Genomic DNA, 14,385 nt, shown 5'->3' with positions numbered 1-14,385 from the left:
TCTCAGCACGTTGGTTCCACCCGCGTGAGCGGCTGTGCGTGGCGTCAGCGTGCGAACTTTTCGATGGCCTCCGAGGTGACGGGGGTGAAGAAGTTGACGAGGTTGCCGTCGGGGTCGCGGAACAACAGCGACCGGTTGCCCCAGGGCATCGTGGTGGGCTCGTTGACGAAGTCGGTGACGAAGCCGGTCAGGTTCTGGTGAACGCGGTCCACGTCGTCGACGAGGAACTCGATGATCACGCTGTGATTGTCCGCCGGGCGGGCAGAGCCCGCGGCGAACAGCGGGACGGTGCGGGTGCCGGCGATCGCGAGGGTTGCGCCCGCGGTCTTGAGTTCGGCGAAGTCCTCGGTGGCCCGTATCGCCTGCATCCCTGTAGCCCGCTCGTAGAACTCGACGAGGCATGCGACGTCGCTGGTGATGATGCGGATCGAGACGAAGTCCATGGGAATCTCCTTGGCTGTTGCTGGAGGCGTGCACGTCGCAGGCTAGGAGAAATAGTGGACAGAATCGGTCCTGTATTCGCGTTAGGCTGCGAACATGCCACGACCCACCGGCCGCGTGCTGACACTCCTGGAGCTGCTGCAGTCGGGCGGCACCCGGACTGTGGCCGAGCTCGCCGACCGTCTCGGCGTCGAAGGGCGCACTGTGCGGCGGTATGTGGACCAGCTGATCGACCTGGACGTGCCCGTGGAGTCGGTGCGCGGCCGCTACGGCGGGTACCGGCTGGCTCCCGGGTACCGCTTGCCTCCGCTCATGCTCAGCGACGACGAGGCGCTGGCCGTGCTGCTCGGCCTGGTCGTCGGCCGCCGGGCAGGGCTGACGACGACGGAGCGCACGGCGAACGAGACGGCGTCAGCGAAGATCCGGCGGGTGCTGCCCAAGCACATCGCCCGCCGGCTCGACACACTCCTGGAAGCTCTCGCCTTCACGGATCAGCCCGGCGAGTTGGACCACCCGGACGCCGGGCTCCTGCTCACCATCGCCGATGCGGTGCGCCACCGCCGACCGGTCTCGATCCGCTACACCGACCGCGACGGACGGCGCAGCGAACGCACACTGCACGCGTACGGGATCGTCGCCCATGCGGGCCGGTGGTACGTCACGGGCACGGACCCCGAGATCGGCGAGGGCCGAACCTTCCGGCTCGATCGCATCACAGACGCACGGACCCTGCCCGGCTCATTCGAAAAGCCCGTGGGTCCCGATCCGGCACAGCGCGTGTTGTCAGGATTCGCCACGGCCGAGTACCGGCACGAGGTGACCTTGCGGATCCACGGGACAGTCGAGCAGATCCGCGCGCACCTCCCCGCCACCGTCGCGAGCCTGGAGGAGCACGAGCCCACGGCAGACAAGGACCCGGCGGCCGAGCACTGGCTGCGCGTCCAGCTACGGGCGCAGCAGCTCGACTGGTTGCCTCGGATACTCGCCTCACTCGACCGGCCGTTCGTCATCGAGCGCCCCGATGAACTACGCGACCTCGTCATCGCGCTCGCCGATCGCCTCACGTCCTACGCCCGCCAAGCCTGACAGCGAGGAACCGATGTCATGGGACGGCACATCCAGCCGCCCGGCCTCAGCCGTGGTCGCCGAGGCGCTGGGCGAGCTGGCCGCGCATCTGCTCGGCCACCGGGGCGTCCATCTTGTCGGTCAGCGTCAGGGCCTGGTTGAGGGAGTCCTGCGCGGCCTCCTCGTCGCCCGCCGACTGCTGGGCCTCGCTGATCCTGATCAGGGTGCGGGCCTCCTGGAGGGGCATGTGCATCTGGCGGAACAGCGACAGGGCCTGCTCCAGGTGGATGACCGCCTGGGGGGCGTCGTCGCGGGCCATGGCCAGCTCGCCCAGCCCGAGCTGCACCCGCGCCTCGACGAGGTGCTCGCTTGACGCGCTCGCCAGCATCAGGGCGCGGGTGAGAGCGTTCTCACACTCGGTCAGCTCGCCGCGGCGCATCCGCGCGATGCCGAGCCCGTGCAGGGCGTACGCCTCGCCGGTGGGGTCGCCGATGTTGCGCACCGCCGTCAGGGCCTCCTCGAAGACCTCCACGGCGAGCCCCGGCTGCTCGGACTGCAGGTAGGTGTGGCCGATGCGGTGCAGGACCTGGGCCTCCACCCGCCTGCTGCCGCTGCTGCGGCTGAGCTCCAGCGCCTCCGACAGCAGCCGCTGCGCGCCGGGCAGGTCGTCGAACTCCAGCCGGAGCTGGGCCAGGTTGTGCAGCACGTACGCCGAGGCCACCTGGTCGCCGTTGCCGCGGAAGATGTCGAGGGCGCGCCGGTAGTGCGCCTCGGCGTCGGCGAACCGGCCGCTCAGCCGGTCGAGGAAACCGATGTTCCTGATCACCAGCGCCGTCCCCTGGCTGTCGCCGACCTCCTCGAAGAGCTGGACCGCCGCCTCGAAGTCGCAGCGGGCGTCGCCGAACCGCTGCTCGGTGATGTAGAGCGAGCCGCGCGAGTACAGCATGGCCGCCTGCCCGCACATGTCGTTACCCTGCCGGGCGGCCCCTAGCGCCACCTGATGGGTCTCGCGCCAGTCGTCGAGGTAGACGCGCGACTCGAACAGCGTCACCGAGCTGATCGCCAGGTCCCAGCAGAGCTCCACCAGGCCCGCCTGGGCCGCCTGGCGGATGCCCGACACCAGCATCGAACGCTCGCGCTCGTACCACTGCAGGGGGGAGGACACGAGCTGGCCGACCAGCTTGTCCGGCAGCGGCCAGCGCGGGGCTTGGCTGTGGATCTGCACGTAGTCGCCGCCGTACTCGCGGCGGTGGGCCGCCTCGGCGAGGAACAGCAGGCCGCCGAGGACGCGTTCGAGCGCCGCGTTGCGCTCGGCCGGCGACTCCTCGGCCGCGAGGCGCTCGCGTGCGAAGACCCGGATCAGGTCGTGGAAGCGGTACTGGCTGTTCACGCCGTACCCGATGCCGGTGATGTCGATGAGCTGGGCGTCCGCCAGGTCGTCGAGCAGGTCCTGGGCGATGGGGAGCGGCTGGTCCAGCAGGGCGGCGCTCACCCAGGCCGAGAAGATCTGGGAGTCCAGGATCGTCAGCCGCCGGAACAGCCGCCGCGCGTCCTCGCCTACGCTGTCGTAGGTCAGCGAGATGCTCGCCCGGATGCCCATCTCGCCGTGCTTGAGCTCGTCCAGGCGGCGGGTCTCGTCCGCGAGGCGGCTCACCAGCTGCTCGATGCTCCAGTGCGGGCGGGCCGACAGGCGCGCGCCCGCGATGCGCAGGGCCAGCGGCAGGTGGCCGCACAGGTCGGCCAGGGCCTCGGCGGCCTCGATCTCCGACTGCACCCGTTCGATGCCGGCGATGCGGGACAGCAGGTTCACCGACTGGCCGGAGTCGAAGGTCGACACGTCGACGTGGTACGCGCCCGCCAGGCCCGCCAGCCGGCTCCTGCTCGTCATGATCACCGCTGAGGACGGGTTGCCGGGGAGCAGCGGGAGGACCTGGCTCTCGCTGCCGGCGTTGTCGAGCACGATCAGCATCTTGCGGTCGGCGAGCAGCGCGCGGTACATCTCGGCCCGCTCTTCGAGGCCGTCGGGGATCGCGGCGCCCGGCACGCCGAGGACGCGCAGGAACCGCTCGAGCACGTGCATGGGGCTGGCGGGACGGGAGGCCCCGCCGTGCAGGTCGGCGAACAGCTGCCCGTGCGGGTAGCGATCGCCGACGGCGTGCGAGGCGTGGACGGCGATGGTGGTCTTGCCGACGCCGGGCTTGCCGACGATCACGATGATCGGGACGGCGAACCGCGAGCGGTCCTCCGAGGCGAGCAGCAGGCGCTGGCGGATCTCCTCGATCTGCTTGGCGCGGCCGGTGAAGTCGGCGATGTCGGTCGGAAGCATGCCCGGGACGTTGGGCATCGAGCCGGCCGCCGGCGGCACCTCGACCTTGTCGGGAGGCGGCGTCGGCGGGGCGGCCAGGCTCTCGTCGGAGGTGAGGATCGCGTGCTCGAGCTGCTGCAGGCGCTCGTTGGGCTCGATGCCGAGCTCTTCGATCATCGTGCGGCGGGCGTTGCGGTAGACCTGCAACGCCTCGGCCTGGCGGCCCGAGCGGTACAACGCGGTCATGAGCAGGCCGCGCAGCCGTTCGCGCAGGGGGTACTCCTCGGTGAGCTCGGTCAGCTCGCCCACCAGCTCGTGGTGGCGGCCGAGGTCGAGCTCCAGCTGGATGCAGTCTTCGTTGGCGGTGATGCGGCTCTCGGTCAGCCGGCCGGCCGCCGACTGCACGAGCCTGCTCTCGATGCCGTCCAGGGCCGGACCCCGCCACAGGGCCAGGGCTTCGCGGTAGTGCCGTATCGCCTCGTTGACGTTGCGCGCCTCGCGGGCGCGGCGGGCGCGCTGCACCAGGCTCTCGTAGCACTGGGCGTCGATCTGGTCGGCGGCGACGCGGATGGAGTAGCCCAGCGACTGGGTGGCGATGATGTCGGGGCTGCCGTTGGCGGCGAACAGCCTCCGGAGGGCGGAGATGCAGATCTGGACCTGGGCGCGGGCGGTGGTGGGCGGCTCGTCGCCGTAGATGGCCTCCATGAGCCGGCCGATGGTGACCACCCGGTTGGCGTCCAGCAGGAGCACGGCGAGCACGATCTGCTGCCGGATGCCGCCGAGATCGAGACGACGATCGGCGGCATGCGCCTCAAGTGCCCCAAGAATCGCGAATTGCACTGCATCTCCTCGCAACAAGACTCGCAGCCCATCCGGAAGTTCGATCACCCTCCGATGCGAGAGGTACACGGACGCGTAATGCCAGGAGATCCGCTCTCGTAGCGAACATCGCCTAGTAGCTTAGGACCATTGCTCGGCTTCTACTGTCGGGCGCGAGCCGGTTACTTAAGGCAATGTCACTTATGTCTGGATCGTACAACTATACGAGGTTCGGATCTATAGAGAGTCTACGGATACTTCTCGCACTCTCGGTGTCCATTCGCGTGTGCTACCGGTTTGCAGGGGTGTACGGTGATCTATGTGGTGAAATATCCCGCTCTGGGTGATTTTTAGCGTCGTCCGGAAGAGGTCTGGCGGGACTCGTGGCCGGATGTGGACGTTTCATTCATCGCTGGTGAAGCCGTGGTACGCGAGGGCGCCGGAGGCGGTCATCCCCAGGGCGTGTTGCCCGAGCCGGCGGCGCGGTGCGCGGAGGCCGGCCGCCGCGTCCGGCAGGGCACCGGTGAACGACGGGCGGCGCCCAGGGCCGCTCCGGCCTCGGGGTCGCCGGTGGCGACCGCGGAGACGAGAGACCGAAAGCCGTGGCCGCTGCTCTGAGCGTTCATTTCCATGACCTCTTCCGGTGTCGCGGTGCGGGTGCCCAGCAGCCGTTCGCTGGAACGTCTTCAACGTAGAAATCACCACCATCCGGTCCTTATCGGTTCTCTTCTCACCCGCCATCTCGGCAGCTCAGGGGTCTGAATCCGCTTATTTCTGCTTTTTCCTGGTATCGCCGGTTTTTCCGCCGCCGCACACCTTCTTGCCGGCCCCGCGAAAAGCGGTCTGAGCTGCGAGGACACCCCCGGGGGATGGGCGGAGGGCGGCCCTGAATAGAAACCGGAAAGCGGAACGATAGTGCCGTTGTGCACTCTTGCCCCAGGCCGGGACCGGCCCCACGCCATCGGCGTCCGTCCGTCCCGCGCCCGTACGCGCGTCGCGTAAGGGACCCTCGTCCGTGGCAGGGCGCCCAGGACTCGCGCGCGTGCTCGCAGTGGGAAGCGCCGTTCGACGGCGTGTTATCGCGATGGTGCGGAAACTGTCCGTTGCGGCGGGCACGGCAGATAGGTGTGCGGACATGAGTATTACCGCGCAGGCGTTGGACGGGGTCTACGGCCGGTCGGCCGCCGGCGTACGTGCCCGCCTGGAGTGCGACGGCCACGGAGGATGGCATGACCTGGCCGACGCCGAGACCGACAGCGAGGGCCGCATCAGCGAGTGGCGGGACAAGAAGCTCGAGCGCGGCCTCTACCGCATCGTCTTCGACAGCGACTACTACTTCGTCGGCCTCGGAGTCAGCGCGGCCTATCCAGAAATAATCGTGACATTCCGAATGCAGGACGAGACGGACTCCTATCAGATCCAGGTGATGCTGTCTCCGTATTCGTATTCCACACATTTCCGGATCGCGTGAGCGACGGCATCCCCGCCGTGCCCGGTCCGGCCTTCCCCCTCCCGGACGGCGCGCGGCGGCGCAAGGCGGAGCAAGGGGAGAAGGGAACCCGACAGTGACCACAGCGAACACCACCGAGGCCGCGGCGCGCGGCCTCGCCGCGATCGGCCCGGCGGAGCGACGGGCGGGCCGCTATCGCCCGAGCGCGCCGGTGGACCTGCCCGGCCGCCGCTGGCCCGGCAACGTCATCACCTCCGCCCCGCGCTGGCTGTCCACCGACCTGCGCGACGGCAACCAGTCGCTCGCCCGCCCGATGGGCCCCGAGCGCAAGATGGCGATGTTCGACCTGCTGGTGCGCATGGGCTACCGGGAGATCGAGGTCGGGTTCCCGGTGGCGAGCCAGGACGACTTCACCTTCGTGCGCGCCCTCATCGAAGGCGACCGCATCCCCGACGACGTGCGCGTCTCGGTGCTGGTGCAGGCGCGCGACGAGCTGATCAGGCGCACGGTTGAGAGCCTGGAAGGCGCCCGGCGCGCCACCGTCCACCTGTACAACGCCACCTCGCCGCTGTTCCGGCGGGTCGTCTTCGGGATGGACCGGGACGAGTGCAAGGATCTGGCGGTGCAGGGCACCCGGCTGGTCATGAAGTACGCGGACAGGCTGCTGAGCGGCTGCGACCTCGGCTTCCAGTACTCCCCGGAGCTGTTCAACGACACCGAGCCCGAGTTCTCGCTGGAGGTGTGCGAGGCCGTGATGGAGGAGTGGGGGCCGGACGAGGGGCGGGAGATCATCGTGAACCTCCCCACGACCGTCGAGCGCTCGATGCCGAACGTCTTCGCCGACCAGATCGAGTGGTTCGACCGCCACCTGTCGCGCCGCCGGCACGTCTGCCTGTCGGTCCATCCCCACAACGACCGCGGCACCGGCGTCGCCTCCGCCGAGATGGCGCTGCTGGCCGGGGCGCAGCGCGTCGAAGGCTGCCTGTTCGGCAACGGCGAGCGGGCCGGCAACGTCTGCCTGGTCACCCTGGGCCTCAACATGCTCTCTCTGGGCGTGGACCCCGGCATCGACTTCTCCGACCTGGACGCCGTGCGCCGCACCGTGGAGGAGTGCAACGGGCTGCCCGTCCATCCGCGGCACCCCTACGGCGGCGACCTGGTGTACACCTCGTTCTCCGGCTCGCACCAGGACGCGATCAACAAGGGCTTCGACGCCATGGAGCGCGCCGCCGCCGAGGCGGGCGTCCCGGCCCCGCGCCTGCCGTGGGAGATGCCCTATCTGCCGATCGACCCGCGGGACGTCGGCCGCACCTACGAGGCGGTGGTCCGGCTCAACAGCCAGTCGGGCAAGGGCGGGGTGGCCTACATCATGGGCGCCTGGCACGGCATGAGCCTGCCGCGCCCGCTCCAGGCCGACTTCGCCCGCGTGGTGCAGGCGCACGCCGACGCCGAGGGCGGTGAGGTCGCGCCCGAACGGGTCAAGGACCTGTTCGACCGCGAGTACCTGGAGTACCCCGCCCTGCCCATCCCGCTGGTGTTCACCGGCGACCCGGTGGTCGCCGAACTGCACATCGACGGCGGGGGCTTCGACCTCGGGGACGCGAGGGCGGCCCGCCTCTCGGGGGTGAGGGAGGCGCTGGCGCGCTGGGGCGTCGAGGTGCGGGCCGTCCACCACACCGCCCGTGAGGCGGCGCACGGGCGGGGCGCCGGCGAGGAGGTGGTGGTCTACGCCGAGTGCAGGGCCGGCGGCAGGTCGATCTGGGGCGCCGGGGTCGCCGGCGAGGCGGGCGCGGCCGCCCTCTCGGCCGTCCGGTCGGCCATGACGCGGGCGCGCATGGAGTCCGTGCCCGCCGCGCACGAGAGGCCGCCCGCGCACGAGAGGCCGCCCGCGCACGAGAGGCCGCCCGCGCACGAGAGGCCGCCCGCGCACGAGACGCCCCGGGCGTACGAGAGGCCGCCCGCGCACGAGGCGCCCGGCGAGGGTGAGCCGCCGGCGCCGCACGAGGCGCCCGCCGTGCGCGCGCGGTCGCTCGCGGCCGCGGCGCCCGCCGGTGTTCCCGCACCTCGGACGCCCGCGCGGCGGCCGTCTCATCGCGGATAGCAGCTCGATAACAGGTGAAAGGCGCCCCAACCTAGCGTGGCAATTAGCACCGAATTCGGACAAGTGCAGACAAATGGAAGGCGCCACGCGGCGACATGTGAAGACGTCGAAAAGGGAGGCTCGTCATGAGCCTGATCGAACGACAGGAGGCGTTGACCTCCTTAGAGGGACTCCTCGCCAGCGCCATCATGGGTAAGGGCCGGGTCGCCCTGGTCAGCGGCACGGTCGCGACCGGCAAGAGCGACCTGCTGCACACCTTCGCCGAGCAGGCCGCCGAGCTGGGCGCACTGCCGATCACCGCGACGGGCTCCCTGGCCGAAAGGGACCTCCCCCTCGGCGTACTCGGGCAGCTCATCCACGACGCCCCGCTGGTCATGGAAGAGCGCGACCGGGCGATGGCACTCCTCGAGGAGGGCGCCCGCACGGTCATGCCGACGGCCTCCGGAGGCGAACCTCTCAACCAGGTGGACGCCCAGATCGTCCACTCGCTGTGCACCGTTCTGCTCGAACTGTCCGAACGCTACCCTCTGATGATCGTCGTGGACGACGTGCACCACGCCGACCGGGCCTCGCTGCTCTGCCTGGCCTACCTGTCGCGCCGGGTGCGGTTCGCCTCCATCGTCGCGGTGTTCAGCCACTCCACCCACGGCCGGTACGCCGAGACCTCGTTCCCGACCGAGCTGCTCCGCCAGCCGCACTGCCGCCGCATCCAGCTGTCCCCGCTGTCCCAGGCGGGCGTCATGAGCGTGGTGGCCGAGCAGGCCGGCAAGGACGCCGCCGAGCGGTTCGCCGTCGAGTGGCACGGCCTCAGCGGCGGCAACCCGCTGCTGGTCTCCGGCCTGGTCGAGGACTACCAGACCTCGGCCAGGAGCACCGGGCAGCCCCCGGCCGAGCTGGTGCCCGGCGACGGATACGGGCAGGCGATCGTCTCCTGCCTGCACCGCGCCGACCCCAAGATGCTCCGGGTCGCCTCCGGCCTCGCCGTCCTCGGCCACCCCGACTCGCTCGACCGTCTGCTCGGCGTCGGCCAGGAGTACGTCAGCCGCGAACTGCACTCGCTGTCGGCCGCCGGCCTGCTCTCCATGGGCCGTTTCCGCCACGAGTCGGCGCGCGCCGCCGTCCTGGCCGAGCTGGACGTCGGCGAGCGGGCCGATCTGCACCGCCGCGCCGCGGTGCTGGCCTACGACGGCGGCGGATCCACCACGGCGATCGCCGACCACATCATCTCCGCCGGCCGGGTGGAGGAGACGTGGGCCGTCGACGTCCTCGAGGACGCCGCTCGCCACGCCCTGCGCGAGGGCCGGGTCGGGCCCGCCGTCGCCTACCTGCGCCTGGCGTGCCGCATGTGCGTCGACGAGCAGCAGCGCATCAGGATCACCACCGCCCTGATGCGCGCCGAGTGGCGCATCAACCCCAGCACGCCGACCGGGCACTTCCCCGAGCTGACCGACGCGATGCACCGGGGGAACCTCCGCGGCAGCGACGCCGTCGTGCTGGCCAAGGCCCTGCTGTGGCACGGCCGGTTCGCCGACGCCGAGGAGGTGCTCAAGCACCTGGGCGAGTCGGGGGAGAAGCTCGACGCCGACACCGTCACCGAACTGGTGGTCACCCGGCCCTGGCTGCGCTGCTCCTACACCCCGTTCCTGTCGCACCTCCCGCAGGTGAGCGGCGAGCAGTCCCGCGCGGCCATCCTGTCCGTGGCCGCCTACCGCCGGCTGGAGTCGTCGATCACGCTGGCCGCCGTGCTCACCCGCGGGCCCCGCGAGGAGATCGTCGCCGTGGTGGAGCGCATCCTGCGCGGCTCCCGCCTCGACGAGATGTCCATGGACACCGTGGAGAGCGCCCTGCTCGCGCTCACCTACGGCGGCCGTCCCGACAAGGCGGCCCCCTGGTGCGACCTGTTCATCGACGAGGCGTCCTCCCGGCACGCCCCGAGCAGGCAGGCGCGGCTGTCGGCGATCCGCGCCGAGATCGCCCTGCGCCAGGGCGACATGCTCGGCGCCGAGTTCCACGGGCGGCTGGCCCTGGACATCATCCCGATGAGCGGCTGGGGTGTCGCCGTCGGCGGCCCGCTGTCCAGCCTGATGATCGCCTCGACGGCGATGGGCAAGTACGACGTCGTCAACGACCTGCTCGACCAGCCGGTGCCCGAGGCCATGTTCCAGACCCGCTGGGGCCTGCACTACCTGCACGCCCGCGGCCGCTACAGCCTGGCCACCGACCACCCCCAGCTCGCCCTGCGGGACTTCCAGCGGTGCGGCGAGCTGATGGGCCGGTGGGACCTGGACGTCCCGTGGCTGATCCCGTGGCGGGCGGAGGCCGCCGAGGCGTGCCTGCGCCTCGGCCGGCCCGACCAGGCGCGGCGGCTGGTGGAGGAGCAGATCAGAAGGTGCGGGACCGCCGCCCCGCGGGTGCACGGCATCGCCATGCGCCTGCTCGCGGCCACTAGCGAGCCCCGGCACCGTCCCATGCTGCTGCGCCAGGCCGGAGACCTGCTGCAGTCGGGCGGCGACCGGTACGAGCTGGCCCGCGTGCTGGTCGACCTCACCGACGCCTTCCACGGGCTCGGCGAGTACCGCCGCGCCGGCATGATCGGCGGGCGGGCCCGCGCCGTCGCCCAGGAGTGCCACGCCGACCCGCTGACCCGCTCGCTCACCCGCGACGGGGACGCGAGCACCGTCCCCGCGCCGGGCGGGGCCGCCGAGACGGCGGACGTGACCGCCATGCTCAGCGACGCCGAGCGGCGGGTCGCGGTGCTGGCCGCGGCCGGCTACACCAACCGGGAGATCGCCGACAAGCTCTACGTCACCGTGAGCACGGTCGAGCAGCACCTGACGCGCACCTACCGCAAACTGGACATCACCAGCCGCGCGGAGCTGCCGTCGACGCTGGAGCTCGGGACCTCGCTGCCCGCGTGACGACCAGCTCCCGCATGGCGCGAGCCGCGCCGGTCCGCCTGGCGAGGTCGAAGGCGCTGCGCGCAGCCTGCGCGCAGCGCTCGCTCTCGTGGGCGTCGGCGTAGGCGTGGGCCAGGCGGGCCAGGTCGTAGGCCGTCTCGCGGCTGAGCTCCGCGGAGGGCAGCTCCCGCTCCAGGATCTCGATCGCGTCGCCGGTATGGCCGAGATCCAGCAGGCAGTCGGCGGCCAGCAGGTCGTGCAGGGACGGCGAGTAGTCCGGGCCGAACCGCGGCCGCTCCTCCGGTTCCTCCCCCGGAGGCTCGGCGGACTCCTCCAGGCGGCGGTGGCACAGATCCTCCTCGCCGGCCATCGCGTGGCCCAGCGCCTCCCGCAGGCGGGCGACCGCGTCCAGCCGCGGCGAGGGGACGGCGTGCTCGCGGGCCGGGCGCTCGCGGGCCGCCACGGCGATCTCCACCACCTCGCCAGGATCGCTGCCCGGCCCGGTGAGCGCCGCCCGCCCGGCGAGCGCGTAGGCCATCAGGCGCTCGTCCTGCGCCTGTGCGGCCGAGCGGCGCGCCCGATCCGACCACAGCAGCGCCCGCCGCAGGTCGCCCGCCTCGTACCACATGCGGCTGACCGCCTCCGCGTCCTGCGACGACAGGGCGATCAGAGCGTCGCGCACGCCACGCCCCGCCTCGCCGCGGAATCCCTGCAGCACGCCGAACACCGCCGACAGGGCGCCCGCCGGCTCGGCGGGCCGCCGGTCGGGGCGGTCACAGGCCTCGATCACGGCCGACAGGTAGGCCACGGTCCGCTCGTCGGCCCGGCGCGGGTCCTCTATCGCCCGGCCGGTCCGCTCCTCCTCCTCGGCGGTGAACCGGCCGGGCAGCAGCGGGATCCCGGTGAGGTGGTGCCACAACGCCGTCCCGGCCGGCTCCCCGCTCTCCTGGCCGAACAGCTCGGCCTCCCGCGCGGAGAACAGCCGGCACAGCAGCTCCGAATGCCGCGCGCCGGGCCGCCGCTCGCCGGCCTCCCACGCGCGGATCATGTCGGTCAGCGCCTCCCCGGACGGCAGGCGGTCACGCGTCTCCTCGTCGGCGGCGCCGGCCATCCGCCCGGCGAGGTCCTCCCGGTTCCACAGCCGGCCGCGCCGCCAGGCCCGCAGCCGCGCGGACCACAGAGGGATGTCGATGCCGATCATCGCGCTCCTTCCGACATGCGTGCGAACGGGCACGGACATGCCCGCCTTCCATCCTTCGCCGTCCCCGCCCCGTCCTCATCCCCCAACCTGAGGATGCGCGCGCGCCGGAAGCGTGATCGGGCTCCGGCCTGCGTTAACGTCGCGATCAAGAGGTGCGCTCGACGACAGGGGCCGATCATGAGCCGTCCTTCTCGAGGGCGCGACCCGCTGCCCGTGGCGCTCGCGGTGCTCACGCTGCTGAGCGGCTGCATCGACGCGGTCAGCTACCTGGCGCTCGGGCACGTCTTCACCGCGAACATGACCGGGAACATCGTGGTCCTCGGGTTCGCCACCGCGGGCGACCCCGGCTTCTCGGCGTCCAGGTCGCTCACCTCCCTGCTCGCCTTCCTCGCCGGAGCGGTCGCCGGCGGCCGCATCGACGTCCACGCCCGCTCCCGCCGCGCGCGCGTCGTGCTCACCCTGGTGGCCGAGGCGGTGGCGATCGGCCTCGGCGCGGGCGCCTCCGCCCTGATCGGCCTGTCCGCCGAGGGGCACCGCCAGGTGGTGATCGCCATGGTCGCCGTGGGCATGGGGCTGCAGAACGCCGTCGTGCGGGCGCTCGCCGTCCCGGACATGACGACCACCGTGCTCACCCGCACGCTCACCGGCCTGGCCGCCGAGTCCAGCCTGGCCGGAGGCGCCAACCCGCGTGCTCTGCGCCGGGTCCTCTCGGTGCTGGCGATCTTCGCCGGCGCGTGTCTCGGCGCGGTGGCCCTCCAGCACGCCGGGGCCGGCTGGGTCCTGCTGTTCGTCGCCGTCTGCGTCGCGCTCACGGTCGTGGGCTACGCCGCCCACCCCGCCTCCCGCCACGACGGCCCGGCCGGGTGACCGGCCCGCGGCGCCACGCGGGCCCTGGCGGCGGGCCGGTGCCGCCCGCCGCCGCGCCGCGGGCGGTGGGCGGGTCACAGGTCGGGGTCGAGCGCGGTCTCCTCGGCGATGCGCAGCGACAGGTCCTCGTACCAGGCCAGGACGAAGGCCTTCACGCGGGCGATCTCATCGTCGTCCAGGCCGTACTGCGCGAACAGGGCGTCGTCGAGGGTGAGGCCGCTCTCCAGTTTGAAGGCGAGGTTCTCCAGCGAGAACCCGTCCTCGAACAGCGCGCCCAGCCGCTCCAAGTCGGGCAGCCCGTACCGGTCGGCGACCGCCAGCACGTCGATGAAGTCGCGGGGGAGGGCCCGGCCGCACAGAGCGCCGACCTTCATCCCCACCACGTCGTCCATGCTCGCCACCGAGCAGAACTCCATGTCGACCGCCGGGCGCTGCAGCGGCTCCTTCATCAGGTCCACGGCGGCGGACTGCCCGGTGACCGGTTCGCTCACCGTCAGCCGGGCCAGCCGGGGGCTGTCGCGCTGGTGGGCGACCTCCAGCCCGTCGCGTTCGAGCGCCCGCGCCAGGTCGGCGGTGATGTCCTCCAGCGGGGTGAAGGCGACGGTGGCGAAGTCCAGATCTTGGCTGGGCCGCTCCACCAGCCCGTGCGCGCGCATGGCGTATCCGCCGGCGAGCACCAGTCCGTGCGCGTCGCAGACCTCCAGCGCGGCGTCCATGATGCGCCGGTGGAACGGCGGCATGTCCATCAGTGAGCCTCCTGAGCGTGCGACGGCCCCTCCGCCGGGACCCCGCCCCGGCGGGCGGCGGCGGCCGTCACGAGACCGCCCGGGCGCGGACCGCCTCGCGGGCGCGGCGCAGCTCCGCCGCCACCTCGGCGGCGTGCGCCCTCGCGGTCTCGGCCAGTGAGGGGAACCGCGACTCCCACTCGGCCCGCGCCGCGGAGTTGATCAGACGGCGGAGCCTCGGCCAGACCTCGACGAGCAGGCGCGCGTCCAGATGGTCCTCCACGTCGGCCAGCAGGCCCTCGGCGATCACGATCTGGTACATGCCCAGGCGGAGCGCCGGATCACCTACGTCGAACACGCGCATGCCCGACCAGCACAGATGCAGCGGCAACTCCACCTCGCCGGCCGAGGGCCCCCGCAGGTCGCCCAGCGACCGCGGCACCCTCTCGGCGATGTCGTCGTACCGCCCCGGCAACCCCACGGCCATGAGCTCATTATGGTCCACCGGACGGCC

General features: G+C 71.8%; 11 protein-coding genes. 5 read left to right on the top strand and 6 right to left on the bottom strand.

The features are described from left to right. Positions 1–44: 44 nt before the first annotated feature. Positions 45–443, bottom strand: a complete 399-nt coding sequence (locus ACFO60_RS36055; RefSeq protein WP_380850243.1) for a VOC family protein — start codon at positions 441–443, stop codon at positions 45–47. Between the two features lie 94 nt (positions 444–537). Here ACFO60_RS36055 and ACFO60_RS36050 point away from each other — a divergent pair, with 94 nt between their 5' ends. Beyond that, positions 538–1,527 (top strand): helix-turn-helix transcriptional regulator, encoded by a 990-nt coding sequence (locus ACFO60_RS36050; RefSeq protein ID WP_380850240.1) that lies wholly within the window; start codon positions 538–540, stop codon positions 1,525–1,527. 46 nt (positions 1,528–1,573) lie between these two features. Here ACFO60_RS36050 and ACFO60_RS36045 read toward each other — a convergent pair whose 3' ends face one another. Together ACFO60_RS36045 and ACFO60_RS36040 are read right to left on the bottom strand one after the other, a co-directional pair. Beyond that, positions 1,574–4,651, bottom strand: coding sequence for an AfsR/SARP family transcriptional regulator (locus ACFO60_RS36045; RefSeq protein ID WP_380850237.1), 3,078 nt, complete (start codon positions 4,649–4,651; stop codon positions 1,574–1,576). A 428-nt stretch (positions 4,652–5,079) separates the two neighbouring features. After that, a complete protein-coding gene (locus tag ACFO60_RS36040; protein ID WP_380850234.1) occupies positions 5,080–5,256 on the bottom strand; it encodes a hypothetical protein in 177 nt (58 codons plus the stop codon). A gap of 509 nt (positions 5,257–5,765) precedes the next feature. On the opposite strand from ACFO60_RS36040, the gene ACFO60_RS36035 reads away from it, so the two are divergent. The 3 genes from ACFO60_RS36035 (at position 5,766) to ACFO60_RS36025 (ending at position 11,099) form a co-directional block, all read left to right on the top strand. Next, entirely contained in the window at positions 5,766–6,101 is a 336-nt protein-coding gene (locus ACFO60_RS36035) for a hydroxyisourate hydrolase (RefSeq protein WP_380850231.1), read from the top strand. A gap of 94 nt (positions 6,102–6,195) precedes the next feature. Further along, positions 6,196–8,181, top strand: a complete 1,986-nt coding sequence (locus ACFO60_RS36030; RefSeq protein WP_380850228.1) for a 2-isopropylmalate synthase — start codon at positions 6,196–6,198, stop codon at positions 8,179–8,181. A 125-nt stretch (positions 8,182–8,306) separates the two neighbouring features. Continuing rightward, complete coding sequence (locus tag ACFO60_RS36025; RefSeq protein ID WP_380850225.1) at positions 8,307–11,099, top strand: helix-turn-helix transcriptional regulator; 2,793 nt, start codon at positions 8,307–8,309, stop codon at positions 11,097–11,099. On the opposite strand, the gene ACFO60_RS36020 is transcribed toward ACFO60_RS36025, so the two are convergent. Beyond that, complete coding sequence (locus tag ACFO60_RS36020; protein ID WP_380850222.1) at positions 11,041–12,279, bottom strand: hypothetical protein; 1,239 nt, start codon at positions 12,277–12,279, stop codon at positions 11,041–11,043. The genes ACFO60_RS36025 and ACFO60_RS36020 overlap by 59 nt on opposite strands. 177 nt (positions 12,280–12,456) lie before the next feature. Between ACFO60_RS36020 and ACFO60_RS36015 the strand changes: the two genes are divergently transcribed. After that, entirely contained in the window at positions 12,457–13,146 is a 690-nt protein-coding gene (locus ACFO60_RS36015) for a YoaK family protein (RefSeq protein WP_380850219.1), read from the top strand. A gap of 74 nt (positions 13,147–13,220) precedes the next feature. On the opposite strand, the gene ACFO60_RS36010 is transcribed toward ACFO60_RS36015, so the two are convergent. Together ACFO60_RS36010 and ACFO60_RS36005 are read right to left on the bottom strand one after the other, a co-directional pair. Next, positions 13,221–13,892 carry a nucleotidyl transferase AbiEii/AbiGii toxin family protein gene (locus tag ACFO60_RS36010; protein ID WP_380850216.1) on the bottom strand — a complete coding sequence of 224 codons (672 nt, stop codon included), beginning with the start codon at positions 13,890–13,892 and terminating at the stop codon, positions 13,221–13,223. Positions 13,893–13,959: 67 nt separating this feature from the next. Continuing rightward, positions 13,960–14,358, bottom strand: coding sequence for a hypothetical protein (locus ACFO60_RS36005; protein ID WP_380850213.1), 399 nt, complete (start codon positions 14,356–14,358; stop codon positions 13,960–13,962). Positions 14,359–14,385 lie beyond the last annotated feature (27 nt).

This window comes from Sphaerisporangium dianthi, assembly GCF_042654065.1.
GTDB lineage: Bacteria > Actinomycetota > Actinomycetes > Streptosporangiales > Streptosporangiaceae > Sphaerisporangium > Sphaerisporangium dianthi.
Note: the sequence above shows the minus strand (reverse complement) of the source record. Positions and strands in the feature narration are given on the sequence as shown.